At 37.1% G+C, this 24667-nt stretch carries 27 protein-coding genes and 1 pseudogene; 10 read left to right on the forward strand and 18 right to left on the reverse strand.

Annotated features, from left to right (window positions below):
- Positions 1-186 carry a YlaF family protein gene (locus ACFYKT_RS03065; RefSeq protein WP_389215221.1) on the forward strand — a complete coding sequence of 62 codons (186 nt, stop codon included), beginning with the start codon at positions 1-3 and terminating at the stop codon, positions 184-186.
- 69 nt (positions 187-255) lie between these two features.
- Here ACFYKT_RS03065 and ACFYKT_RS03070 read toward each other — a convergent pair whose 3' ends face one another.
- Both ACFYKT_RS03070 and ACFYKT_RS03075 read right to left on the reverse strand, forming a co-directional pair.
- On the reverse strand, positions 256-1056 hold the full coding sequence (locus ACFYKT_RS03070) for an inositol monophosphatase family protein (protein WP_389215224.1): 801 nt from the start codon (positions 1054-1056) through the stop codon (positions 256-258).
- A gap of 240 nt (positions 1057-1296) precedes the next feature.
- Positions 1297-1491, reverse strand: a complete 195-nt coding sequence (locus tag ACFYKT_RS03075) for a hypothetical protein (RefSeq protein WP_389215227.1) — start codon at positions 1489-1491, stop codon at positions 1297-1299.
- A gap of 200 nt (positions 1492-1691) precedes the next feature.
- Between ACFYKT_RS03075 and ACFYKT_RS03080 the strand changes: the two genes are divergently transcribed.
- Positions 1692-2312: a YktB family protein gene (locus ACFYKT_RS03080; RefSeq protein WP_389215230.1), complete on the forward strand. Its 621-nt coding sequence runs from the start codon at positions 1692-1694 to the stop codon at positions 2310-2312.
- A gap of 68 nt (positions 2313-2380) precedes the next feature.
- Here ACFYKT_RS03080 and ACFYKT_RS03085 read toward each other — a convergent pair whose 3' ends face one another.
- Positions 2381-2653 carry a UPF0223 family protein gene (locus ACFYKT_RS03085; protein WP_389215233.1) on the reverse strand — a complete coding sequence of 91 codons (273 nt, stop codon included), beginning with the start codon at positions 2651-2653 and terminating at the stop codon, positions 2381-2383.
- Between the two features lie 48 nt (positions 2654-2701).
- Complete coding sequence (locus ACFYKT_RS03090) at positions 2702-3661, reverse strand: NAD(P)H-dependent flavin oxidoreductase (RefSeq protein ID WP_389215236.1); 960 nt, start codon at positions 3659-3661, stop codon at positions 2702-2704.
- Positions 3662-4123: 462 nt separating this feature from the next.
- Between ACFYKT_RS03090 and ACFYKT_RS03095 the strand changes: the two genes are divergently transcribed.
- Positions 4124-5593, forward strand: coding sequence for an aminotransferase class I/II-fold pyridoxal phosphate-dependent enzyme (locus tag ACFYKT_RS03095; protein WP_389215238.1), 1470 nt, complete (start codon positions 4124-4126; stop codon positions 5591-5593).
- Positions 5594-5657: 64 nt separating this feature from the next.
- On the opposite strand, the gene ACFYKT_RS03100 is transcribed toward ACFYKT_RS03095, so the two are convergent.
- Both ACFYKT_RS03100 and ACFYKT_RS03105 read right to left on the reverse strand, forming a co-directional pair.
- Positions 5658-5777, reverse strand: a complete 120-nt coding sequence (locus ACFYKT_RS03100; protein ID WP_389215241.1) for a GapA-binding peptide SR1P — start codon at positions 5775-5777, stop codon at positions 5658-5660.
- Positions 5778-6008: 231 nt separating this feature from the next.
- Complete coding sequence (locus ACFYKT_RS03105; RefSeq protein WP_389215244.1) at positions 6009-6308, reverse strand: DUF3055 domain-containing protein; 300 nt, start codon at positions 6306-6308, stop codon at positions 6009-6011.
- A gap of 157 nt (positions 6309-6465) precedes the next feature.
- Between ACFYKT_RS03105 and ACFYKT_RS03110 the strand changes: the two genes are divergently transcribed.
- Entirely contained in the window at positions 6466-6900 is a 435-nt protein-coding gene (locus ACFYKT_RS03110; protein ID WP_389215247.1) for a DUF1885 family protein, read from the forward strand.
- 112 nt (positions 6901-7012) lie between these two features.
- On the forward strand, positions 7013-7354 hold the full coding sequence (locus ACFYKT_RS03115; protein ID WP_389215250.1) for a hypothetical protein: 342 nt from the start codon (positions 7013-7015) through the stop codon (positions 7352-7354).
- 32 nt (positions 7355-7386) lie between these two features.
- On the opposite strand, the gene ACFYKT_RS03120 is transcribed toward ACFYKT_RS03115, so the two are convergent.
- The gene (locus ACFYKT_RS03120; RefSeq protein WP_389215253.1) at positions 7387-7629 is read right to left on the reverse strand and encodes a hypothetical protein; all 243 of its coding nucleotides are present in this window, start codon (positions 7627-7629) and stop codon (positions 7387-7389) included.
- A gap of 191 nt (positions 7630-7820) precedes the next feature.
- Between ACFYKT_RS03120 and ACFYKT_RS03125 the strand changes: the two genes are divergently transcribed.
- Positions 7821-8201 carry a small peptidoglycan-associated lipoprotein gene (locus ACFYKT_RS03125; RefSeq protein WP_389215256.1) on the forward strand — a complete coding sequence of 127 codons (381 nt, stop codon included), beginning with the start codon at positions 7821-7823 and terminating at the stop codon, positions 8199-8201.
- Positions 8202-8298: 97 nt separating this feature from the next.
- Here the strand turns inward: ACFYKT_RS03125 and lpdA are convergent, their stop codons facing one another.
- The 5 genes from lpdA to ACFYKT_RS03150 form a co-directional block, all read right to left on the reverse strand.
- Positions 8299-9708: a dihydrolipoyl dehydrogenase gene (lpdA, locus tag ACFYKT_RS03130; RefSeq protein ID WP_389215258.1), complete on the reverse strand. Its 1410-nt coding sequence runs from the start codon at positions 9706-9708 to the stop codon at positions 8299-8301.
- Between the two features lie 3 nt (positions 9709-9711).
- Positions 9712-11031: a dihydrolipoamide acetyltransferase family protein gene (locus tag ACFYKT_RS03135; protein ID WP_389215261.1), complete on the reverse strand. Its 1320-nt coding sequence runs from the start codon at positions 11029-11031 to the stop codon at positions 9712-9714.
- A gap of 125 nt (positions 11032-11156) precedes the next feature.
- Entirely contained in the window at positions 11157-12134 is a 978-nt protein-coding gene (locus ACFYKT_RS03140; RefSeq protein ID WP_389215264.1) for an alpha-ketoacid dehydrogenase subunit beta, read from the reverse strand.
- Positions 12135-12137: 3 nt separating this feature from the next.
- Entirely contained in the window at positions 12138-13253 is a 1116-nt protein-coding gene (pdhA, locus tag ACFYKT_RS03145) for a pyruvate dehydrogenase (acetyl-transferring) E1 component subunit alpha (RefSeq protein WP_389215267.1), read from the reverse strand.
- A gap of 537 nt (positions 13254-13790) precedes the next feature.
- A complete protein-coding gene (locus ACFYKT_RS03150; protein ID WP_389215270.1) occupies positions 13791-14456 on the reverse strand; it encodes a YkyA family protein in 666 nt (221 codons plus the stop codon).
- Positions 14457-14716: 260 nt separating this feature from the next.
- On the opposite strand from ACFYKT_RS03150, the gene ACFYKT_RS03155 reads away from it, so the two are divergent.
- Both ACFYKT_RS03155 and def read left to right on the forward strand, forming a co-directional pair.
- A complete protein-coding gene (locus ACFYKT_RS03155; protein ID WP_389215273.1) occupies positions 14717-14854 on the forward strand; it encodes a YjcZ family sporulation protein in 138 nt (45 codons plus the stop codon).
- Positions 14855-15037: 183 nt separating this feature from the next.
- The gene (def, locus tag ACFYKT_RS03160) at positions 15038-15592 is read left to right on the forward strand and encodes a peptide deformylase (RefSeq protein WP_389215276.1); all 555 of its coding nucleotides are present in this window, start codon (positions 15038-15040) and stop codon (positions 15590-15592) included.
- Between the two features lie 64 nt (positions 15593-15656).
- On the opposite strand, the gene ACFYKT_RS03165 is transcribed toward def, so the two are convergent.
- A complete protein-coding gene (locus ACFYKT_RS03165) occupies positions 15657-16427 on the reverse strand; it encodes a Cof-type HAD-IIB family hydrolase (RefSeq protein ID WP_389215278.1) in 771 nt (256 codons plus the stop codon).
- A 577-nt stretch (positions 16428-17004) separates the two neighbouring features.
- Between ACFYKT_RS03165 and ACFYKT_RS03170 the strand changes: the two genes are divergently transcribed.
- Positions 17005-17217 carry a DNA-dependent RNA polymerase subunit epsilon gene (locus ACFYKT_RS03170; RefSeq protein WP_389215281.1) on the forward strand — a complete coding sequence of 71 codons (213 nt, stop codon included), beginning with the start codon at positions 17005-17007 and terminating at the stop codon, positions 17215-17217.
- A gap of 3 nt (positions 17218-17220) precedes the next feature.
- Positions 17221-18888 carry a ribonuclease J1 gene (gene rnjA / locus ACFYKT_RS03175; protein ID WP_389215283.1) on the forward strand — a complete coding sequence of 556 codons (1668 nt, stop codon included), beginning with the start codon at positions 17221-17223 and terminating at the stop codon, positions 18886-18888.
- A gap of 52 nt (positions 18889-18940) precedes the next feature.
- Here the strand turns inward: rnjA and ACFYKT_RS03180 are convergent, their stop codons facing one another.
- The 5 genes and pseudogenes from ACFYKT_RS03180 to ACFYKT_RS03200 form a co-directional block, all read right to left on the reverse strand.
- The gene (locus ACFYKT_RS03180) at positions 18941-19600 is read right to left on the reverse strand and encodes a potassium channel family protein (RefSeq protein ID WP_389215286.1); all 660 of its coding nucleotides are present in this window, start codon (positions 19598-19600) and stop codon (positions 18941-18943) included.
- Positions 19601-19679: 79 nt separating this feature from the next.
- Positions 19680-21503 carry an ABC transporter ATP-binding protein gene (locus ACFYKT_RS03185; RefSeq protein WP_389215289.1) on the reverse strand — a complete coding sequence of 608 codons (1824 nt, stop codon included), beginning with the start codon at positions 21501-21503 and terminating at the stop codon, positions 19680-19682.
- An 11-nt stretch (positions 21504-21514) separates the two neighbouring features.
- Positions 21515-23269: pseudogene (locus tag ACFYKT_RS03190) on the reverse strand (ABC transporter ATP-binding protein).
- A 208-nt stretch (positions 23270-23477) separates the two neighbouring features.
- On the reverse strand, positions 23478-23933 hold the full coding sequence (locus tag ACFYKT_RS03195; RefSeq protein ID WP_389215293.1) for a TlpA family protein disulfide reductase: 456 nt from the start codon (positions 23931-23933) through the stop codon (positions 23478-23480).
- 103 nt (positions 23934-24036) lie between these two features.
- Positions 24037-24579 (reverse strand): peroxiredoxin, encoded by a 543-nt coding sequence (locus ACFYKT_RS03200; RefSeq protein WP_389215296.1) that lies wholly within the window; start codon positions 24577-24579, stop codon positions 24037-24039.
- Positions 24580-24667: the final 88 nt, after the last annotated feature.

The raw sequence follows: 24667 nt of genomic DNA on the forward strand, positions 1-24667 counted from the left end.
TTGATGCAAATTAAATGGCCATTATTAGCTTTTGCGATTGGGGCTGCACTATGCATGATGGGAATTGGGATTGCAGTGGCAGAAAGTAGCATTATCGGAATTTTCGGAGCGATCATTACTTTAATACTTGTTATGGGATTTGGTTTTAAAACAAAAAAGAAAATGCGAGAAAATGGAACTTTATAAAAAATGCAGCAAATAAAAGATGACCGTCAATATAAGGCTGTCATCTTTTTGCTTTTATGCTGAATTTCCTCACCATTTTCCATCATTCAAATAATTTTTCATGATTTCTTGATGGAGGCCAGGCTTTGAAATAAATAATGAATTTTGTCCTAAAAGATTTAAGGGTTCTCCTTTTAATGTCGAAGCAATCCCGCCAAGCTCTTGTATTAAAATAATTCCTGCTGCAATATCCCATGGAGCAAGCCTTAAGGATATATAAGCATCTATTCTTCCAGTAGCAATATAGGCCATTTCCATTGCTGCTGAACCATAGGAGCGTGTTCCGCGCGCATGTTTGACGAGAGGTGATAATAAAGCTGGATCTATACGATTATTCTCAGTTACCCAGGTTGCATTCATTCCAATAATGGCTTCTGAAACAATTATTTCTTCTAACGGAGAGAGCAGAAGATCATTAAGAAAAGCTCCATTCCCTTTTATTGAATGATATAATTCATCGTTCACAACGTCATAGATTAATCCAATTTGTCCAATGCCATCTTCATAAACCCCAATAGAAATAGCAAAATTCCGTTGTTGGCGAATAAAGTTCATTGTCCCGTCAATCGGATCGATAATCCAAACAATTCCTTTCAAGTCACTAACTTTATCTCCAAACCCTTCTTCTCCTAATATTCGATGATTTGGATAGTTCTCCTTAATTTTTCTAATGAAAAATTGTTCAGTATTCTTATCAATATCCGTAACTAAATCATTTGCATTCGACTTTGTTTCGATCGTCACCCCTTTACTAAATGATTGTATGATATGCTGGCCAGCCTCTTTAATCCAAGTCTTAGCATCAAGATCAATTGCTTTCCAATTTGTCATCCTTTACCCTCCGCTATCCCCTATTATTTCTTATGTTAATTGTCCAATTGGTTATATTTGAAATAACAATAGCTTAATGGAAATAAGAAAATGCTTCAAGCATTATCCTTTCCTTTAGAAAAAATAATAAACGAACTCCTGATACCTTATAGGAGTTCGTTTTTATTGGTTAAGTCTTATTTCATTGTACATTTCTCTCAATCTTTCTCCTTCAACATTCTTCGATCTTTTCTGCTGCGATTATAGTGCTTTTAGTCTTAGCAGTTCTTGCCTGATTTTTTCAAGTTTTTGCTTACTCTTCAATTTTAAGTCTTCATTTTGATTGGACATCGCTTCAAACAAAGTAGCTAGCTCATAATCCATTTCCAACCGCAAAACCGCCGTTCTTTCTTTTTCACCTGCCGTATTCTTGACCGAGTTTATTAGTTGTTTCATTAACCATTCACCCCTTTCAAATAATCTAAATATTTATTTCTTCTGATTATTTTTACTATTATATTATGAGGAATCTTGTTTACTTGCAACAAATTTGTGCTATTACCTAATTTTACATTTTTTTTTGCAAATAAGTGTGATTGTTACTGTTTTTTCGCAGGTATGCTACAATATTTGATAGGATTAAGGAGGCTGTACATATGATATTTACTGGTTTCACAAATGATGATTTTGATGTTTTTACAGTTGATGGGCTAGAGGAACGAATGGATGCCTTAAAGACTCATATTAGGCCAAAACTAGAGCAATTAAGCCAATATTTTACACCAATGCTTTCGGCTGAAATTGGAAATGAGCTGTATCCACACGTTGCTAAACATGCAAGACGTACAAAAAATCCACCGATTGATACTTGGGTTGCTTTCTCCAGTAATCCCCGGGGCTATAAGATGCTCCCTCACTTTCAAATTGGGCTATGGGAAACACATGTATTTGTTTGGTTTGCTCTTATTTATGAAGCACCGGATAAAGCAGCATTCGGAAAAACACTGGAGACAAATCTTGATCAAATATATAAACAGATACCCAATCATTTTGTTTGGTCAGTTGACCACATGAAACCATCTGCCCAGAAGCATGGTGATTTATCGAAGGAAGAATTGCGAGCAATGTTTACACGTTTACAGAAGGTGAAGAAATCAGAAATCCTTTGCGGTATAAACTTATCGAGAGAAGAAGCAATAGCTATCACTCCTGAAGATTTCCTTAAAAAATGTGAAACTGTGTTTAAAACATTAATTCCCCTTTATAAAATGGCTTAAACCATTGGGTAGCTTATCCCATGATGTCTTTAGATAAAACCTCCTTTACTTAAGGAGGTTTTATTACATCATTTCATTTTTATTTTTACTCCTGGAGCAGCTTCTTTGACCGCTTTAACAGTATGATATGCTGAAAAACCGCTAACTTCTTCAAATTCTGCGCAAACCTTACGTTCCTGTGCTTTTCCAGGAACAATTTCCTTAAATCTGCTATAAATTTCAAGAAACTGATCGCGGTCGACTCCTTTTTCATATGCTTGTTCGACTTTTTGAAAATAATTAATCACATCAATAATCTCTTCTGTTGACCAATCATGGTCAATTGGATACTGGTATTCCATTTCGCTCACCTCTTAAGTAAAATCTTGTTGTATTTTTTGACCTACTATTTAAAATGCCCACTTTTTACGAATGGCCTCTCCTTCAGAAATCATTCGATCGAAGAGTTCCTGGACGGTTGGCACATCTTTAATTAATCCCATCACTTGGCCAGCCCATGCATATCCCTCTTCTTCAATTCCCTCATAAATATATTTTTTATTAGCCTGCCCGCTAATATATTCTTTTAATTGCTCATATCCACCACTTTTCTTTTCAATTTCTAGAATCTTATCTGACCAAGCATTCGAAATAACTCTTGCTGGAGCACCTATTGACCTTTTGATCACAACTGTATCATTTTCATTTCCCTCCACAAGCCTTGTTTTATAAAGCTCAGAGGCATGAACACACTCTTTTGTTGCAACAAATCTTGTCCCCATTTCTATTCCTTCTGCACCTAAGCTTAGAGCAGCCATTAACCCTCTGCCATCTCCTAGTCCCCCAGAAGCAATAACTGGAATAGACACAGCATCAACCACTTGCGGAATTAACACAATCGATCCAATATCATCCCTGCCTAAATGGCCTCCTCCTTCTTGGCCAACAACCATTACAGCATCTGCTCCAAGCTCTTCAGCTTTCACAGCCTGCCGCTTCGCTGCCACAAGAACAAGCTTCTTCACATTTACCCCTTTTAATTGTTCAAAAAAAGGAGTCGGATTTCCCCCTGTCATTGAAATAACAGAAACCTCTTCTTCAATTGCTATATCTAAATAATGTGAAAAAGGTCTACCATGCTGTCCTATTGCAAAATTCACACCAAATGGTTTGTCTGTCATTGCCTTTACTTTTTGTATTTCTTCTCTTAAAGCCTCTGGACTTGCTAGGGACATTGCCGTTACTTGGCCAAGCCCTCCCGCATTGGAGACAGCAGCCGCTAATTCTGAATAGGCCAGATGGGCTAGACCTCCCTGAATAATTGGGTATTTAATATTCAGTAGTTCGGTAACACGAGAATTCCAATTCATTTATATACCTCCTAATCATCCATCCCTTTATTAATTCGATTTTCATGTTATATTTTCCTGTTTACTTCAGAAACTAAATTAGAAATAGAAAAGCGGAAGCGGCTTGATCACCCCCGACAAGCACAAGACAAGCCTCACTAAAAAGGTGTTCTTTCCTTTTTGGGGAGGATTGACTTGTGACCTCGAGGGGGTAGCCGCTGGAGCTGGACATAGAAAAGCAGAAGCGGCTTGTTTAGGGGCGACAAGCATAAGACAGGCCAGCGGAAAGGTTGCTTTTTACCTTTTTGCTGGATTGGCTTATGACTCGAGCCCCTAGCCGCTGGAGCTGGACATAGAAAAGCGGAAGCGTCTTGGTCACCCCCGACATGCGCCCATTTGCATTTAAATTCTATGCAAAGGATACGAATAGTGCTATAATTCACTTGTTTTATTACTTTTCACTTAAAGAGGTGTTACATTAAATTGTCTCAATCAGAAACACCGTTGTTCAGCGGTTTACTAGCTCACGCTAAAAAAAATCCGGTACAATTTCATATACCAGGTCACAAGAAAGGGACAGGAATTGATCCAGAATTCAGAGAATATATCGGTGATAATGCACTTGCAATTGATCTTATTAATATCGGCCCGCTTGATGATCTTCATCAGCCGAAAGGGATAATAAAGGCTGCACAAGACCTAGCAGCTGAAGCATTTGGTGCAGATAGGACCTTCTTTTCCGTTCAAGGAACTAGCGGAGCCATCATGACGATGGTTATGGCCGTTTGTGGACCTGGCGAAAAAATAATTGTGCCTAGAAATGTCCATAAATCGGTTATGTCCGCAATTGTTTTTTCTGGGGCAACGCCGATCTTTATTCATCCAGAAATCGATAAAGATCTTGGTATCTCTCATGGGATTACAACAGAGTCTGTCACAAGAGCTCTTGAACAGCACCCAGATGCTAAAGGGGTACTTGTGATTAATCCAACCTATTTCGGGATTTCAGCAGATTTGAAAAAAATAGTAGAGATAGCCCATTCCTATAATGTGCCAGTACTTGTAGATGAAGCACATGGGGTTCACATTCATTTTCATGATGGATTGCCATTATCTGCCATGCAAGCAGGTGCAGATTTGGCCGCAACAAGTGTTCATAAGCTTGGCGGGTCTATGACGCAAAGTTCTATTTTAAATATGAAAGGGAATCTTGTATCTGCTAAGCGAGTACAATCTATTCTCAGTATGTTAACTACTACTTCCACATCATATTTACTGCTTGCCTCATTAGATGTTGCTAGAAAGCAATTAGCTACAAGAGGAAAAGAATTAATCGAGCAGACCATAGCACTTGCTCAATCGATCCGTCGGCAGGTTAATGAAATTGAACACCTTTATTGTGTTGGTGAAGAGGTTTTGGAGACTAATGCAGCGTTTGGGTTCGATCCAACAAAATTAATTATCTCTGTTAAAGAATTAGGCTTAAGCGGATTTGAAGTAGAGGTATGGCTCCGTGAAAATTTCAATATTGAAGTAGAAATGTCAGATCTATACAATATCCTTTGTATTATTACACCGGGAGACACAGAGAAAGAAGCTGATATCCTGATTCACGCTTTACAGGTCTTATCTACTGAAAGACATAGTAAACCTCAGAAGCTTGAAGCACAAGTATTGCTTCCAGATATTCCAGTATTGGCTCTTTCACCAAGAGACGCTTTTTATGCTGAAACAGAGCTAGTCCCTTTTGATGATTCGGAAGGCAGAATTATCGCTGAATTTATCATGGTCTACCCTCCAGGAATCCCCATTTTCATTCCAGGTGAAATCATTACGGAGGATAACCTGCTCTATATTAAAACAAATATGGAAGCAGGGCTGCCTGTACAAGGACCTGAGGATTATGACTTTAAATACTTGCGTGTAATAAAAGAACATCGTGCCATTAGATAAAGAAAGAGCCTTCCTGATTGGAAGGCTCTTTATATAGGTAATAAGCTACATATAGCTTTTCGTATTATTTATTCTTCTTCTTTTCATCTGTGCAGCAATTACACTTCGAATACAAAACAGTTACCTTTTCATCCTCGAAATGATCGATTGTAGAATTACAAGTCTGGCATACAAGTGTGCCCATTTTTTCATTCTCCCCTTCAATGAGTTAATTCATGAAATTTTGTAAGCGCTTTTATAACCTTAATTAAATAATAATATAACATTATTATTTTTTCAAGCCCTAATTGTATAACTCATTGAAGGAAAATATTTGTAAACCCTTTAATATCCATCATATTCAGGGGTTAAATAGTATAACACATAGAAAAATTAATAATTTTTTCTTAACCATTCATTATAAGTCTGTATTTAATTATTCGTATTGAGTTTCAAATGAAGGGCTTGGGAGAGCAACTTTAAAGAATTCGCTTAAATCTTCTGCTTGATGGTGATTATCCATTTTAAAAACCTTTTGTAAATAATCTTTGTCTTCGAGGTCCTTAGGGTCGAGGAGAGTTGAGCGGCCAGTTTGCATACAAACAACGAGAGGTTTGCCAAAGAATAGATTGGTAAATACAATGCCAAAATCATATCGTGCCTGGTCTGTTGTAAAACCAACGAACCTGACTTTGACATTTTCATGCTCATCATAGAGCTTTTCAAATAAGTTCATATGATTCCTCCTATTTATTTTAATATTTAGAATATTATTATAATTAATTTTTCATTAAATTACAAGTTTTTTTTTAATTCCTCCGATTAAGTTGTCAGAAGTTTTTATTCAATGCTAGAATGGAAAAGAGAGTAAACAAGATATGGGGGGATGGATGGTGGCTAGTCATGCATATATCAAGCTTGTGCCTTCATTAGCTAAAGCAATCGTTTCAACAGAAGAGATTAAAGAGTTATTTCAATATTATAAAGAAATAACAGCAAAAACTGGTAATCAAATTGATTGGAAATATGATGAAGCAGCCTTTCCTTATGAAATGAAAGAAATGCCTGAGGGAAAGGGTAAATGGTTCTATCTTAAATCTGATAAGGATCGCTACAATTTATTTTTGCTAGGGATAGACAAAGAGATGATTTCGAATGAAGATGGATCAGAAGTAGAGCAATCATACATACAACTCACCCTGCCTGAATCCTCCACTTATGGGGATAAAGGCAAAGCAAATGAATTTTGCAGATTTTTAGCAAAGAAACTACAAGGTGAACTACATTTATTTAATGGACGAGTCATGTATTTTTATCCGAGAAAATAAATCAGTTTAACAGAGCCAAAGATTAATAAACATTACATTTATTAATTATGAGAAGAGCAGATTTTGCTCTTCTTCTATTTTGCCCTAAGCAGCAATTAACGAGGTGGATTACATGTTAAAAACACGAATGATAATCATCGGGGTATTAAGCCTATGTATTACTTTGCTATCTCCCTTTATATTCAATTCTTATTTCGAACAACAGCCAGAGGATTTAAGTCAGCATCTTACATTTGGTGGACCCATTCCGTTCGCAGAACAAAAAGTGATCCTTCCATCTGAAGAGGACCAATACCCGTTAGAAGTAAAGTTTGAATCTCCTTTTGAGAAGGAAACGAAGTATAAGATTACTCCATTACTTCTTTCTTTTGTATGCTTTTTCCTATTTTTATTTGCTCTTTATAGCATTGTAGCAAGATTTTTTAAAGCTAAACCAGTAATCGAGCCCAAGTAACATGGGCTCTTTTTTATGGCTTATATAAATTGCTACCCACTTATGACAGCCATTGTAAATTGAAAGGATCCATATAAAACAAGGCTTAAAGAAGTAACAAAAAAGGTCTTTCTGACTGATTTCATTATTGTATTCCCAATGATGATGGCTAAATAGAAAAACACGAAAAACATCAGCACCCGATAAATGAGCTGATCGTATTTTGATAACCATTCAATAAAGGTGTAGCCGCTCCATATGATTAATTGCAGAAGCAGCGCAGTGTATACCTTCATAACCCATCACCACCATTTCTATAACTACCTAATACCTCTTTTACTGAGAAAATAATCATTTCTTTTTAATATATGTAGAAAAGGAAAATCTTATTTTTCATTTCTGTAACATTTAGGTGACAAGCATTATTTGTCAATTTTCATATGCTAAACTACTCATAATAAATGAAATAGCAAGGTGAGGGATTGGAATGAAAGGGTTTCCCATATTAATGATAGCCTCTCTCTTTTTTATCATCTCCTCATGTCACCATATTGAATCAAAAGAAGAATTAAATATCGATCAAACAATCAAACAAATTATCTTTTTCACGAATAATCAAGCATATGAGCAGGAAGCCGCCTACTATGATGCCATTATCGAACTAAAAAAAGAGTTTCCAACAGAGATAAAGAATATGAAAATTATCACGGCAGCAAATGCGAAAAAGTATTATGGAACTTTTAAGATAAATAACTGCCCTGCTATCCTTATAAATTACAAAGACAAGATAATAGTTAAAGTAGAGGGAGAGGCTTCTACAGAACAAATCGTGGCGCCCTTCTATACTGCACTAAAAGAAGAGCTATAACGATAAACTATTTTACCGACAAAAAAGAATAGACCTAATCATTAAGATGATCGGGTCTATTCTTTCTTTTTCTATTTAAAAAGCACTTTTTACTTCATTATTTCACGATATGAATTGGAGTTCCCAATGAAACTTCTGCTGCTTCCATTGTAATTTCTCCTAAGGTTGGATGAGCATGAATCGTCATAGCTAGATCCTCAGCCGTCATTCCAGATTCAATGGCCAAACCTAATTCAGCGATCATGTCTGAAGCACTTGCTCCAGCAATTTGCGCACCGATAATTAGGCCATCTTCTTTACGTGTAACTAGCTTCACAAAGCCATCTGTCGCATCTAAAGCAAGCGCACGGCCATTAGCTGCAAATGGGAATTTTGCAGCTGTTACTTCAATTCCCTCATCCTTCGCTTGGCTTTCTGTATAGCCAACAGATGCAAGCTCAGGGTCTGAGAAGACAACAGCAGGAATGCCTAAATAATCAATTTCTGCCGGATGACCTGAAATAGCTTCTGCGGCAATTTTCCCTTCATATGAAGCTTTATGCGCCAATTGAGGGCCTTGAACAATGTCACCAATTGCAAAGATATTACTTACACTTGTACGGCATTGTTTATCAATTTCAATAACGCCACGATCACTCATTTTAATGCCAACCTGTTCCAAGCCTAATTCATCTGTGTTTGGACGGCGTCCAACCATAACAAATACATAGTCAGCATCAATTGATTTTTCTTCGCCTTTAACTTCGTATTTAACTGTCACGCCATTTTCGTTTTCTTCAACACCCTTAGCAAGTGCTTTTACTACGATTTCAGCGCCTTTTTTCTTAAGCTTACGCTTAACAAGTGCAGACATCTGCTTTTCAAATCCAACAAGAATTTCATCGGCACCTTCAAGAATCGTTACTTGTGAGCCGAAGCTTGCATACGCTCCACCTAGCTCAATACCAATTACCCCGCCGCCAATGACAACGATTTTTTCTGGTATTTCTTGAAGAGCAAGTGCACCAGTTGAATCAAGCACACGCTTTGAATATTTAAATGCAGGAAGTTCAATTGGTCTTGAACCAGTTGCAATAATTGCATGTTTAAATGTATAAGTTTGAGCTGAATTCTCATCCATTACACGAAGTGTATTAGCATCAACAAAGTAAGCTTCCCCTTGTACAATATCCACCTTATTACCTTTTAATAGGCCTTCAACACCACTGGTAAGCTTCTTTACGACACCAGCTTTAAACTCTTGTACTTTTGAAAAATCAACTGTGACATTTTCAGCTATAATACCAATCGAATCAGAATGCTTTGCTGTTTCATATCGATGTCCAGCAGAAATTAAAGCCTTAGATGGGATACAGCCAACATTTAAACAAACTCCGCCTAGAGTTGCTTTCTCAACAATTGTTACCTTTTGCCCAAGCTGTGCAGCACGAATAGCCGCTACATATCCACCAGGGCCTGAACCGATGACAATTGTATCTGTTTCAATCGGAAAATCTCCTACTACCATTTTTTACGCCTCCATTAACAATAGTTCTGGATCGTTCAATAATCGTTTAATATGATTTAATGCATTTTGAGCAGTTGCTCCATCAATGATTCTATGGTCAAAGCTTAAAGATAGAGCTAGAACTGGCGCCGCAATAATCTCACCATCTCTTACGATTGGTTTCTCAGCGATTCGGCCAATTCCTAAAATAGCCACTTCAGGATGATTAATCACCGGTGTAAACCATTGTCCACCCGCAGAACCGATATTTGTAATCGTACAAGATGCACCTTTCATCTCATCTGGCGCTAACTTGCCGTCACGTGCTTTTGTAGCCAGTTCATTAATTTCATTAGAAATAGCAAACGTAGACTTACGATCTGCATCTTTAATCACTGGAACTAAAAGACCTTTATCTGTATCTGCTGCAATTCCGATGTTGTAATAATGCTTTTGAATAATTTCGCCAGCTGCATCATCAATCGATGTATTTAATGTAGGGAACTCACGCAGCGCACTTGTTAACGCTTTTACTACATATGGTAAGAATGTAAGTTTAATCCCTTTACTTGCAGCCACTTCTTTAAACTTCTTACGGTGTGCAACAAGTTTTGTTACATCAATTTCATCCATTAATGTTACATGCGGAGCTGTATGCTTAGAGTTTACCATAGCTTTCGCAATCGCTTTACGAATTCCGCTCATTTTTTCGCGTGTTTCAGGATATTGTCCTTGAGGAATTGCTTTTGCCGCAGGAGCCGCTGTTGGTTCTTGAGATGCAGCTGTATTTGTATCTTGAACAGCTCCCTCTTCAGCCTGTGTTTCAGAAGCAACTGTAGCGCCGCCATTTAAGAAGGCATCAATATCTGTTTTCAATATACGGCCATTTTTCCCGCTGCCTGCTACTTGTTGAATGTCTACACCTTTATCCCTAGCAAATTTTCTTACTGATGGCATCGCGATAATTCTGCGCCCTGGGTCAACTTCAGCCTGTGCAGCTGCATTTGTAACCTCTTGTTGTACAGCCTCTTTTGTCTCAGCTGCCTCAACTTTCGCTGTTGGTTCTTCTTCGGTTTCATCACCTTTAAACTTCAGATCCTCATAACCAGGTGCATCAAATGTAATCAACACTTGGCCTACTGTTGCTACAACACCTTCACCGACTTTAATTTCTTCAACAGTGCCTGCAACAGGTGAAGGAATCTCAACAACCGCTTTATCATTTTGGACTTCACACAAAACATCGTCTTCTTGTACTTTGTCTCCTGATTTCACAAACCATTTAACAATTTCACCTTCATGAATACCCTCACCAATGTCAGGTAATTTAAATTCAAATGACACTTGGAATCAACCTCCTACTTTACTAGATGTGAGAGGTCAGATGTTGGAAGAGTAGAAATCGGCATGATAGCCGATTTCACTAATTTATCCAATGTCCGCCTTTCAAATTTTCATGAAAAATCAATTTAGAAATTTAATACTTTTTTTCCTGTTTCAATAATATCTTTATAATTCGGAAGCCAAACCGTTTCAGCTTGCGGGAAAGCAAATACAGTGTCTGGAGCAGCTACACGTAATACCGGCGCTTCTAGACTTAAGATCGCACGATCATTAATTTCTGCTACAACATTTGCAGCGATTCCTGCTTGCTTTTGTGCTTCTTGTACAACAATTGCTCGGCCTGTTTTTTCAACAGAAGCAATAATCGTTTCAATATCAATTGGAGAAACCGTACGTAAGTCAATAACTTCAGCAGAGAATCCTTCTTTTTCAAGCTCTTCTGCTGCTTTTAATGCTTCATGAACCATAGCACCGTAAGTAATAATTGATAAGTCTGTACCTTCACGCTTAACATCTGCTTTTCCTAAAGGAATCGTATATTCCTCTTCTGGAACCTCTTGACGGAAAGAGCGGTATAACTTCATATGTTCAAGATAAATAACTGGATCATTATCACGAATGGCTGAGATGAGTAAGCCTTTCGCATCATATGGCGTTGATGGGATTACAACCTTTACACCAGGCTGCTGTGCCATTAAGCCTTCTAAGCTATCTGCATGCATTTCAGGGGTATGTACGCCTCCCCCAAAAGGTGAACGAATCGTCACTGGAGCATTGTAACGTCCGCCTGAACGATAACGCATACGAGCCAGCTGACCAGAGATAGAATCCATTACTTCATATACAAAACCAAAGAATTGGATTTCAGGAACGGGACGGTAGCCTTGTAAACCAAGACCAACTGCTAAACCGCCGATTCCAGATTCAGCAAGTGGCGTATCAAATACACGCTCTTCACCGAATTCATTCTGAAGGCCTTCAGTTGCACGGAATACTCCGCCGTTTACGCCTACATCTTCACCGAATACTAATACATTCGGATCATTTCGCAATTCTGTTCTAAGTGCATCAGTAATTGCTTGAATCATTGTCATTTGCGCCATGGCTTACTTCGACTCCTTTTCTTTATAAATTTCATATTGTTCTTTTAAGTTATAAGGCATCTCTTCATACATAATTGACATTAAATCAGTTACTTTTTGTTTCGGAGTATCATCAGCCTGTTTAATAGCCACTTTAATGTCTTCTTTTGCTTTTTCAATTACTTCATTTTCTTTTTCTTCGTTCCATAGACCCTTTTCTTCTAAGAACTTACGGAAGCGAACAAGCGGATCCTTTTTCTCCCATTCGTTATCGAGGTCAGAAGTTCGATAGCGTGTTGGATCATCTCCAGCCATTGTATGTGGACCATAACGGTAAGTAAGTGTTTCGATTAGTGTTGGACCTTCCCCATTTATCGCACGAACGCGGGCTTCACGGACAGCAACATAAACAGCAAGCGGGTCCATTCCATCAACTTGAATACCAGGAATCCCTGCTGCAACCGCTTTTTGTGCAAGTGTTTTTGAAGCTGATTGCTTGCTGACAGGTGTTGAAATTGCAAAGCGATTATTTTGCACAATAAAGATCGCTGGAGCATTAAATGCACCTGCAAAGTTTATTCCTTCATAGAAGTCACCCTGCGATGTTCCCCCATCACCTGTATACGTAATTGCAACTGATTGCTTATTGCGCTTTTTCATTCCAAGTGCAACACCAGCAGTCTGAATGTATTGAGCACCTATAATAATTTGTGGGGCAATGACATTTACTCCCTCAGGAATATTTCCTCCCTCAAAATGACCACGTGACCATAGGAATGCTTGTGATAATGGCAAGCCATGCCAGATCATTTGCGGTACATCACGATATCCCGGAAGAATGAAATCTTCTTTCTCCAGAGCAAATTGGGAAGCTAGCTGAGAAGCCTCTTGACCAGCAGTTGGAGCATAGAAGCCAAGTCGCCCTTGTCTATTTAATGAAATAGAGCGCTGGTCCAGAATGCGGGTATAAACCATACGACGCATCAATTCTTGAAGCTGTTCATCACTTAAATCAGGCATTGCTGATTCATTCACTACCTTACCTTCTTCGTTAAGGATTTGCAGTGTCTGGAATTGTTCTTCCACCTTTTCAAGCTGCTTTTTCGCATCGAATTGTAAATTCTTAGTATTAGAAGCCATTTAAGTCACCCTTTCCTTTCTTTAAAAAGACGTTTATTTAGAGTTTTAATCCACTGAATCTAGGTTGCCCAAAACAAAGTCAAATTAGAAAACTCAAAAAGAAATACTTATTGTTTTAGTGTGCAACAAGGAAAGAAAACTAATTTTATTTAATAGTTTCCCTTTAATAATAGTAAATAACGTCTATTTTCATTATCCATATCCATCATATTCTGTATCAATATTTTTTGCAACTAAATTGATACACGTTTTCTTATAGATTCCAAATAAAATTTTTTATAAATACAGTATCAACCCCACTTCTTATCGTTTTTCATTATTGCGACGTTTTTTACACAGGATTTACTTTCATAAGCTGTATCATAAACCCCAAATATCTGTTATATAAAATATACTAATGTACGCAGCATGTGATATAACAATCTATATTGAACAATCGTAATCATTGTTATTTTCAAATAATAATATTTCTTACTATAGCCTTTTTCTATTGAACTAAAAAGGCCAGCATCTATTGACTGCTGACCTAGACCTCTATTATTTTGTATCAATTTTCAGACCTGATTCCTTATAGAAGGATAATTTTGTTTCATTATATAATTTTGTTTTCTCATTAAACTTTTCATTTGCTGTTAATATTTTCGCATAGACTTCATTAATTTTGGTAATCTGAGCATCTAATTCTGTTAATTCCAGATCTTCTTTTTTAAACATAGTATACAGTTCTTTATCTAATAGTACCCCTTCAGAGTAATATTGATATAATTCATCATAAAGTTGATATCGTTGCATCATAATGTCGTATAATTCTTGCGCTTTTTCTTTCGAAGCGGTTTCTTCTATTTCGTCAATAAATGGTGATATTGCTTGAAATTCCTTTTGCGATGCACCAATGCTTTCTTGTTCCTTATCTATATGCTCTTTACGTTTATCAACAATAGCGATGGCTTCATCTGAAAGCTTCTTTATTTCATCAAATTCCTTCATTCCTAATCCAATAATTTTATCGTAAATTTCTTTTTCTTGTTTTTCTAATTCGTTAAGTGGCTCTTGCTGTTCTTCGAATCCATTTTCAGAAGTAACAACTTTCTCTAAAACATCATAAATTTTTTCAACAGGGGTTTGTTTATTAAGGCATCCTGATAATAATAGCATTCCGATAACCATGACAAATAACAAGCGGCTTTTGCGGGGTATTGGCACGTTTTGACCTCCTTAACTAATAACAATCCCTACTATATAGGTTGTTTCAAAATTTGACAATAGTCTTTTAATAACTGACTTATGACCATGATTGATAGACTTGTCCTATCTTTTTATCCTATTCCAAATACTTTTCATTTATGACTTAGGCAAGGGCCTACACAATAAAAATCCTTTTCACATAGGCTATACTAATCGTCCGATATAAAAAGTTCAATCTTATGTAGACGATAATCTGACTTTTAGGGAGGTTACCCGACATGTACGGATATGGCGGATATGGATACGGCTGCGGTTACCCAGGAGCTGTTGGCGGTGCTGGATATGGCAGGGGTTTCGCGTTAATAGTTGTCTTGTTTATTTTACTCATCATCGTTGGATGTGCTTGTTGGAATTAAGGAATGAAGAATCTCCTTGGTTTTTCCCGACAAATACAGCTAGATAAATAAGTTTTTTGAAGAAGGTACACATGTACCTTCTCTTTTATTAACATTTTACATACACTTTGGTAGACTATTAAAAAAAGCAAACATGACTAGAAAATGAAGGTCAATACATATTTCTACAGGAGTGAGTATTTTATGTTAACAATGGAGGACATTATTCGCGATGGACATCCAACATTAAGGGAGGTTGCAAAGGAAGTATCACTTCCCCCTTCAAATGAAGATATTCAAACATTAAAGAGTATGCTGGAATATGTGAAGAACAGCCAAGATGCTGAAATAGCAAAAAAATATGAATTGCGCTCTGGAATCGGATTAGCCGCTCCACAAATCAATATTTCAAAGAAAATGATAGCTATTCATGTAAAGGATGAAGCAGGTACGCAACATAGCTATACCCTATTTAACCCAAAAATTGTAAGTCATTCAATTGAACAATCTTACCTTTCATCTGGTGAAGGATGCCTTTCTGTAGATGAAGCAATTCCTGGTTATGTACCTAGATATGCACGTATAACCGTGAAAGGAATAGCACTAGATGGCACTGAAGTTAAATTAAGATTAAAAGGTCTACTAGCCATCGTGTTTCAACATGAGATCGACCACCTGAACGGCATTATGTTCTATGATCGAATAGATAAGAATAACCCTTTAAAGCCAATCGATAATGCAGTCCCTATCGATAGGTAATTAACTGGATTTCTATTTAAAAGACCCCTGAACACTTTTGGTTTAGGGGTCTTTGTCTTCCATGTTATATTAAGTCCAATTTCTTCAAAGCATTCCATATTCCGTCCTCTTCTACCGAGGTGGTCGTTACATCCGCAGCGCTCTTCACTTGCTCTGATGCATTCCCCATTGCTATGCCTGTACCAACTGTTTGCAGCATTTCAATATCATTCAAGCCATCTCCGAAAGCATATACATCACTCATCTCAAATCCAAGACGCTCTATCATTCGTTTGATTCCCTCAGCTTTTGAGCCTCCAGCAGGCAAAACATCCGTTGAATAACGATGCCAGCGTATAAAACGCGAGTTAGGGAAATTCATATTGTACGCTTCGTCAAATTCCTCCTCACAGAAGATTAATGATTGATAAATATCCCGTCCCTTGTAATATTCAGGATCAACATCTGGATAAGGAAATTTCAAGCTGCTAATACTAGTATCAATATACTCATGCTCAGTAACTGATGCCTTCATTACTTTATCATCCAAGAATACCATTGGATGTTTCTTTTCCCTTGAAAAATGAAATAACGCATCTATTTCTTTTGTTTCCAGCGGGTTTTTATAAATAACTTCATTCTCAAAAACTACATATTGACCATTAAAACTAACAAATGAATCAATATCCAGTTCCTTGCGCAATGTTTCAAACATAAATGGTGCCCGGCCAGTTGCAATCGCAACAAATACATTATTTTTCTTCAATTGTTCTAATGCCTTTATAGTTGAAGCTGGCAAGCGCTTGTTGCGGTCCAATAACGTTCCATCTATATCAAAAAAAGCAATTTTTTTCATTTTATTATCCTTCCTTTCGTTTATTTCCCTTCTGTTGCTTTCCATCATTCAAACACTAAACCCTTAAAGTGAAATTGTCAATTAACACCCATTCAAAATTATATTAAGAGCCCTCCTCCCACGAATTTTTCCGAAGTTGTAAAAAATAAACCATAATTATCCACGAGAGATACGCTTATATCTTCATATAATAAAAATAAAAAGGATTTTTTGATCGTTATTAGGGCTAAAAACACCCTTGATTCCCTTTACATTGGACAAGGATGGTATAAAATAGTATATAAGGAGATGATTCCACCATGTTAAAGAAGCTAAGAAAGAAGCTTTTAAAACAGTGGAGAGACATGCTTCGAAAAAAAACAATTGCTTAAATTCCTTTGAGCCCTTCAACTTTTACGAAGGGCTCCTTCCTTATTAGAAAAACTTAACAGCAGATAGTATTGTAAAATTAAGCATTTTCATTCATACTTATAAGGTTAAAGTATTGGTTAATTTATCTTAAATAAGAAAAAACATGAAAATCATGTTCATTTTTTATATAATAGAAAAAGTTATATCGGAATAGGAGAGATTTTAAATGATATTCAAAGTTTATTTCCAAGAATCAATTAAGCAAGTACCTGTTCGTGAGAAAACAAGAACAATCTTTGTTGAAGGAGATTCAGAAAAGGATGTACGGCTTAAATTAAAAGACGAACCTTATAATATCGAGTTCGTTACCGTTCTTGAAGGACCCTTTTTAGAATTTGAACAACAAAATGAAGACTATAAAGTATTGGAGATAGGATAAATTATGAAATTTGTTAAAAATGACCAAACAGCCGTTTTTGCCCTGGGAGGACTTGGGGAAATCGGGAAAAACACGTATGCCGTTCAATTCCAGGATGAAATCATCCTGATCGATGCCGGAATCAAATTCCCAGATGACGAACTACTTGGAATTGATTATGTAATCCCTGATTATACTTACCTTGTTAAAAATGAAGATAAAATTAAAGGACTTTTTATCACACATGGTCATGAAGACCATATTGGCGGAATCCCCTATTTACTTAGAGAAGTGAATATTCCGATCTACGGCGGGAAGCTTGCACTTGGATTACTAAGAAATAAATTAGAAGAGCATGGGTTGCTTCGACAAACTACCATGCATGAAATTCACGAAGATGATGTCATTAAATTCAGAAAGACATCTGTTACATTCTTCCGAACAACACATAGCATTCCTGACTCTTATGGAATTGTTGTAAAAACTCCTCCAGGACAAGTAGTTCATACTGGAGACTTTAAATTTGACTTTACACCAGTTGGGGAGCCAGCAAATTTAACTAAGATGGCTGAAATCGGTAAAGAAGGTGTCCTTTGCTTATTATCTGACAGTACAAACAGTGAGATTCCTGAATTTACAATGTCAGAGCGCCGAGTTGGAGAAAGTATTCATGATATCTTTAGAAAAGTAGAAGGACGTGTTATCTTCGCTACTTTTGCATCGAATATTCACAGACTTCAGCAAGTAGTTGAATCTGCTGTAATGCACGGCAGAAAAATTGCTGTTTTCGGACGAAGCATGGAGGCAGCCATTAATATCGGACAAGAACTCGGTTATATTAATGCACCGAAAGATACGTTTATTGATGCGCAGCAGATTAATCGCTTGCCTGCAAATCAAGTAACCATTTTATGTACAGGCAGTCAAGGGGAACCAATGGCCGCATTATCTCGCATTGCCAATGGAACTCATCGCCAAATCCAAATTATACCTGGTGACACAGTTGTGTTTTCATCCTCTCCAATCCCAGGAAATACTATTAGTGTGAGTAGAACGATTGATAGTCTGTCTCGTGCAGGTGCTGAAGTAGTTTATGGGAAATTAAGCAATATTCATACTTCAGGTCATGGTGGTCAAGAAGAGCAGAAATTAATGCTTCGATTAATTAAACCAAAATTCTTTATGCCTATTCATGGAGAATACAGAATGCAAAAAATGCATTCTAAATTAGCAATTGATTGTGGTGTAGAAGAAGAGAACTGCTTCATTATGGATAATGGTGAAGTGCTTGCATTAAGCGAAGATGCTGCCCAAGTGGCTGGCAAGATTCCTTCTGGATCTGTTTATATTGATGGAAGTGGAATTGGTGATATCGGAAACATCGTATTAAGAGATCGCCGTATTCTTTCTGAAGAAGGTTTAGTCGTGGTAGTAGTCAGCATCAATATGAAGGATTTCAAAATCTCAGCAGGTCCTGATCTTATCTCACGCGGTTTTGTCTATATGAGAGAATCTGGGGATTTAATTAATGACGCTCAATCACTAATCACAAAGCATTTAAATAAAGTAATGGAACGCAAAACAACCCAATGGTCAGAAATTAAGAATGAAATTACGGATACACTCGCACCATTCTTATATGAAAAAACAAAACGCCGTCCAATGATTTTACCAATAATCATGGAAGTTTGATGAAATAAAGAAAAGCTGTATTTCAATTCTCATTGAAATACAGCTTTTCTTATTAGCTCATTACTTTTTTCTCAAATCTGTTAATATCAATATCCGCCCCAATGACAATGAGAATATCATTAACCTGAATTCCTTCATCGGCTTTAGGAGAAACGATAATTTCATTCTTTCTCTTAATCGCCACAATATTTATTCCGTATTTTGCCCGAATATCTAAATCAATTAATGAGTATCCTGCAAGCTTCTGATTGGCAACAATTTCTACAATACTATGCTCTTCAGATAGCTCAAGATAGTCAAGGACATTATTAGAAACAATATTATGCGCAATTCTTCTCCCCATATCACGTTCGGGATGAACAACATGATCTGCACCAATTTTCCTTAATACTTTTTCATGGTAGTCATTTTGTGCTTTAACTGTTATTTTGTTTACGCCTAATTCCTTTAATATTAAAGTTGTTAAGATGCTCGCTTGAATATTATCACCGATTGCCACAATTACGTGGTCAAAATTTCGTATACCTAAACTTTTTACAACAGATTCATCCGTCGTATCCCCAACAACGGCATGGGTAGCAATCATTGAAAACTCATTGACCCGGTCTTCATTATTATCAATTGCCATTACTTCCATGCCCTCTTCTGCTAGCGCACGGCAAATACTGCCTCCAAAACGCCCAAGTCCAATTACAGCAAATTCTTTTCTCACAATTATTCCTCCAGCAAAATGACAATATACTCCTGATCTATTCTAACACATTTCAAGACTTCATTCTCCTGGCGCTTCATTAGCCTACATTCATCATATTAAATTGTGCTTTTACAAGATGATAATACTCTCCTTGTAGATCCATTAACTGATGATGATTCCCTTGCTCCTTTATCCTTCCATGGTCAAGAACTATTATGTTGTCTGCTTCACGAATAGTAGATAATCGATGAGCTATAATGATAGCTGTTCGCCCATGCAAAAGGGTCTTTAATGCCCTTTGGATTTTCACCTCGGTTTCTGTATCTATGCTTGCTGTTGCCTCATCAAGAATTAATATGCGCGGATCCGCAAGCAATGCTCTTGCAAACGACAGGAGCTGCCTTTCACCAACTGATAGAATATTTCCTCGCTCTTCCACCTCTGTATCATATCCATTTGACAAGTTTTCAATAAACTGGTGAGCACCAACAGCTTTAGCCGCTTCCATCACCTCTTCATCCGTTGCATCCGGCCTTCCAAACCGAATATTATCTTTGATTGTTCCAGAAAAGATAAACGTATCCTGTAATACGATACTTATTTGCTTACGCAAACTGAATAAAGTCACATCTCTCAAGTCATATCCATCAATTTTCACTTTTCCAGCTGTAGGGTCATAGAAACGATTAATTAAATTGGCAATCGTCGTTTTCCCAGATCCAGTATGACCAACTAAAGCTACTGTCTGCCCAGCTCTCATTTCTAGATTTATCCCATTTAGAGCTGGACGCTTATTATCATAAGAAAATACAGCATCTTCGAACTTAATATCACCTTTAATATGAGAAAGCAGCATCGCATTCTCTTTCTCATCTACATTGGGTCTCTCATCCAAAAATTCAAAAATTCTTTCTGATGAAGCCATTCCCATCAACAACTGGTTGTAGACCATTCCAAGCCGAGAAATAGGTTCCCAAAACATTCCTAAATAAAAAGCAAAGGAAACAAATACACCGATTGAAATAGCTTGACCTTGAATTAAATGAGCCCCATACCATATTAATACGGCTGTACCTAGTGCATTTGTTAATTCAACTAGTGGTCTGAACATGGCATTTTTTTGAGAAGCTACTCTCCAGCTTTCAAAAGTTTCCGTATTGACCCCATCGAAAAAAGCCATATTTTCTTTTTCTTGAGTAAAGGATTGAGTAATCCTGATTCCTTGAATACTTTCATTCAAATGAGAATTAAGCTTAGATTGTTTTAATCGAACTGTTTGCCAGGATCTCCTAATTTTCCGCCGCAATGAAGTAGATATAAAGAACATGATCGGCAAAATAAGCATAACAGCGAAGGTTAGCTCTGGGCTTAAGGTGAATAGAATGATAAATACACCCAGAAGCAAAATAATATCCATCAATAAATTAATTACTCCATTAGTAAACAGCTCTTGAAGGGAATTAATATCATTCATAATCCGAACTAAAATAGAGCCTGCTGAACGCTGATCAAAAAAGCGATGTGATAATGTTTGCACATGGGTAAATAAGTGCTTGCGCAAATCATAAATGACACTCTGGCCAAGTATATTCATCCATTTAATTCGAAAATAGTTGGCTATATAAGAAATAATATAGAGCCCAGCAATCACAGCAACTAAAATAGTTAGAAGCTGAACATCATGATTAATTAACGCCTTATCAATTGTATACTTACCAATTAGAATCGGAATAGCCAATTTAACGCCTGTATTAAACAAAACCATTAATATCGCTAATGGCAGCAATCTGTTGCGGTAGGGCTTCATATAACCGAATAATCTTAACATCTGCTTCCAGTTAAACGGCTTTTCTATGACCTCATCTTCCGAATATTGAAATCTTGCTAATACTTTTTCATCCTGCTGATTCTTTTTCTTCATCCTTCCACCTCCTAACTGATCTGGGCCCCTATAACCTTTTCTAAATCTTGAAATTGAATATCATAAATACGCTGATATGGACCATTTTGACCTAATAACTGCTCATGAGTGCCTCTTTCGACTACATGCCCATTTTCAAGGACAAGGATCTCATCTGCATGTTTTAGGGAAGAAATCCGGTGTGCGATAATAAAGGTTGTTCTTCCCTCCATAACCTCTTTCAATGCCTTTTGAATTTGAAACTCTGTCTCCATATCAACCGCGCTTGTTGCATCATCTAAAATAAGAATGCTCGGGTTACTGCAAATAGCCCTTGCAATGGCAATCCGCTGCTTCTGACCGCCCGAAAGCCCCATCCCTCTTTCGCCAAGCATCGTATCATACCCATTTGGAAGTTCCATAATAAATTCATGCGCCTGAGCCCTTTTCGCAGCATCCATTATTTCTTCAATCGTTGCATCTGGCTTCCCAAAGGAAATATTAGCTTTAATAGATGAGGAAAATAAGAATGATTCCTGAAGAACAAAGCTAATATTGCTTCTTAAGGATTGCAAGGAATACTCTTTCACATTGATCCCATCAATTAATACTTCTCCAGTACAAGGCTCATAGAATCTTGTCAACAGCTGAGTTAAACTTGTCTTTCCAGACCCAGTAGCCCCAATTAATCCGATCACCTTGCCAGGATGTGCTTGAAAGGAAATATCGTACAGCGCATCCTTGTCCTCCTCTGTATAGCTATGAGTGACCCCTCTAAACTCCACAGCCCCCTTTAATCGGACTGCATCAATTGCAGCAGGTTTATCTTCAATCACATTATCAGCATCCAGAATCTCCAATAATCTTTCCCCAGAAGCCTTTGCCTGTGAGAATAAATTGACAACAAAGCCTAGATTCATAATCGGTCACATAATATACCAAAGCAAACTATAAAAAGCTACAAGCTCACCTGGATTTAAATTCCCGCTCATCACAAGATAGCCGCCATATGCTAATAAAAAGGCAACACTTAAATTCCCCAAAAACTCCATCAAAGGAAAATACTTTGCCCAAATATCTGCTGTAAACAGATACTTTTCTTTGTACTCACCGTTTGAATCATTGAATTTATTGATCTCATAATCTTCCCTTGATAATGATTTAACCGTATTGATGCCGCTTATATTCTCCTGAACTTTTGTATTTAATCGTCCAAAGGATTTTCGAATATTACGGAATGCAGGATGTACAGCCTTATCAAATTTAAAGGTTACAACAGCAAGAAAAGGCAATGTGATTAGTGTAATAATGGTCAATGACACGGAGTAATAAAACATTGCAGCAACACTGACCCCAATTAGTAGGACAAATCGGATAAGCTCTGAAAAGCCAACTGATAGGAAAAAACGAAACCCTTCAACATCAGCCGTAAGCCGAGACATTAAATCCCCTGTCTTCGCATTATCATAATAGCGAAAAGGCAAGAATTGAAGTTTCTCATATAATGCATTTCTAAGCTGATAAATCGATGATATTCCAAATAAGTCTCCAGTATATTGATAAATATAGGTTGCTACACCTTTAATTATCATTATTCCTATAAATCCTAATGCAAGATAAGGGATCCATTCGTACTTCCCGCCAAGTACAACATCATCAATCGTAATCTGAAGAATCATCGGATAAACAACTGTTATCGCTGTTACAATTGCTAAGAAGCCAATCGACCACAAGAAATAGTTTTTGTATGGCCAATAGTAGCTTTTTAATTTTTTAAATATGTCCAACTCGATTTACCCCTTTCACGAAGTTAGAATAATTAGTAAATGTAAAGAACGTAATATTAAATATAACGGCTTTCGAAGTATATTTCTACCCTTTTTTTGAATTTTCTATCTTTTTAGAATTATAAATAAGATAACACAAAAAAGGGATCAAGCTTTGCTTGATCCCTTCATTATCTTGCTAGCAGTAATTAGCTGCCTAAGCTGCTAATTACTCAGCTTTATTCATTTCATCTAATACTCGATTAACCCGCTTTTCAAGCATTTTCATACCGCCTCCACCTGCTTGGAAGTGGCGAAGGTTTCCATCTTTATCAAAAACATAATAAGCTGGTACATACTGATTTTCAAAGGCGTCAGTCAGCTTGTGTTCGCTATCCACAAAAATAGGCTGTGTAATTTCATGCTCAGCAGCTACTTTTTTAATTAACTCGATGTTCAGATCATCCTCCGAACGAGGCATATGAACAGCAATTACATTTAATTGCTCCTTGTAATCATCACGGAATTTATTCACATTTGGCATTGCTTCTTTGCAAAGATGGCAGCTTACAGACCAAAAATGTATAAGTGTTGGCTTTTCTCCAACCAGCTGTTCTTTTGTTACTTCTCCATTTAACCATTCTGTTGCGCCTAAAAGCTCAGGCATTGGTGCACGTAATTTCATCGTTAATCCCCCCAAGTATTAATATAGCAATCATTACTACCTATGTTCACTGAAAGAAAAGACCTAACAAGCGTTAGGCCTTTCAAGCATTTACTTATATTAATTATAAAGTTTTTTGACCTGGTTTCCAGTTTGCTGGGCAAAGTCCGCCAGTTTGTAGTGCTTGAAGAACACGTAATGTCTCATCAACATCACGGCCAATATTGTTGTGGTTAACAACTGAGTACATTAATTCACCTTCAGGGCTGATGATGTACAAGCCACGAAGAGCAATTCCCTCTTCTTCAATTAGCACACCGTAATCACGAGCTACTACATGGTTTGTATCTGCTGCAAGTGGATATTTCAAATCGCCAAGGCCGTTATCTTTACGATCTGTGTTAATCCAAGCTAAATGTGTATGAATAGTATCTGTTGATACGCCGATTACTTCTGCATCAAGATCTTCGAATTCATCATAACGATCAGATAGAGCAGTAATTTCTGTCGGACATACAAAAGTGAAATCCATTGGATAGAAGAAAAGTACTGTCCATTTGTCATTTTTCATATTCTCTTCAAGACTAACTTTACCAAATTCTTTATTTGGTAATACTGCATCCATTTCAAAACGTGGTGCTTGTTTACCTACCATACGTTCAGGCATATGTAATCCCTCCATTAGCTTAGTAAATGAGAATTTTCAACCCATTTTCTCACTTGAATATTAAACCACAATGATAATTATAGGCTTC

It is taken from the genome of Cytobacillus mangrovibacter, from assembly GCF_042865275.1.
GTDB classification, from domain to species: domain Bacteria; phylum Bacillota; class Bacilli; order Bacillales; family Cytobacillaceae; genus Cytobacillus; species Cytobacillus mangrovibacter.

Coding starts and splice junctions, on each gene's coding strand:
- ACFYKT_RS03070 (WP_389215224.1), bottom strand. CDS start 1,056: ATGACAAATTGGAAAGCAATTGATCTTGATGCTAAGACTTGGATTAAA.
- ACFYKT_RS03075 (WP_389215227.1), bottom strand. CDS start 1,491: ATGAAACAACTAATAAACTCGGTCAAGAATACGGCAGGTGAAAAAGAA.
- ACFYKT_RS03080 (WP_389215230.1), top strand. CDS start 1,692: ATGATATTTACTGGTTTCACAAATGATGATTTTGATGTTTTTACAGTT.
- ACFYKT_RS03085 (WP_389215233.1), bottom strand. CDS start 2,653: ATGGAATACCAGTATCCAATTGACCATGATTGGTCAACAGAAGAGATT.
- ACFYKT_RS03090 (WP_389215236.1), bottom strand. CDS start 3,661: ATGAATTGGAATTCTCGTGTTACCGAACTACTGAATATTAAATACCCA.
- ACFYKT_RS03100 (WP_389215241.1), bottom strand. CDS start 5,777: ATGGGCACACTTGTATGCCAGACTTGTAATTCTACAATCGATCATTTC.
- ACFYKT_RS03105 (WP_389215244.1), bottom strand. CDS start 6,308: ATGAACTTATTTGAAAAGCTCTATGATGAGCATGAAAATGTCAAAGTC.
- ACFYKT_RS03115 (WP_389215250.1), top strand. CDS start 7,013: ATGTTAAAAACACGAATGATAATCATCGGGGTATTAAGCCTATGTATT.
- ACFYKT_RS03120 (WP_389215253.1), bottom strand. CDS start 7,629: ATGAAGGTATACACTGCGCTGCTTCTGCAATTAATCATATGGAGCGGC.
- ACFYKT_RS03125 (WP_389215256.1), top strand. CDS start 7,821: ATGAAAGGGTTTCCCATATTAATGATAGCCTCTCTCTTTTTTATCATC.
- lpdA (WP_389215258.1), bottom strand. CDS start 9,708: ATGGTAGTAGGAGATTTTCCGATTGAAACAGATACAATTGTCATCGGT.
- ACFYKT_RS03140 (WP_389215264.1), bottom strand. CDS start 12,134: ATGGCGCAAATGACAATGATTCAAGCAATTACTGATGCACTTAGAACA.
- pdhA (WP_389215267.1), bottom strand. CDS start 13,253: ATGGCTTCTAATACTAAGAATTTACAATTCGATGCGAAAAAGCAGCTT.
- ACFYKT_RS03155 (WP_389215273.1), top strand. CDS start 14,717: ATGTACGGATATGGCGGATATGGATACGGCTGCGGTTACCCAGGAGCT.
- def (WP_389215276.1), top strand. CDS start 15,038: ATGTTAACAATGGAGGACATTATTCGCGATGGACATCCAACATTAAGG.
- ACFYKT_RS03165 (WP_389215278.1), bottom strand. CDS start 16,427: ATGAAAAAAATTGCTTTTTTTGATATAGATGGAACGTTATTGGACCGC.
- ACFYKT_RS03170 (WP_389215281.1), top strand. CDS start 17,005: ATGATATTCAAAGTTTATTTCCAAGAATCAATTAAGCAAGTACCTGTT.
- rnjA (WP_389215283.1), top strand. CDS start 17,221: ATGAAATTTGTTAAAAATGACCAAACAGCCGTTTTTGCCCTGGGAGGA.
- ACFYKT_RS03185 (WP_389215289.1), bottom strand. CDS start 21,503: ATGAAGAAAAAGAATCAGCAGGATGAAAAAGTATTAGCAAGATTTCAA.
- ACFYKT_RS03195 (WP_389215293.1), bottom strand. CDS start 23,933: ATGAAATTACGTGCACCAATGCCTGAGCTTTTAGGCGCAACAGAATGG.
- ACFYKT_RS03200 (WP_389215296.1), bottom strand. CDS start 24,579: ATGCCTGAACGTATGGTAGGTAAACAAGCACCACGTTTTGAAATGGAT.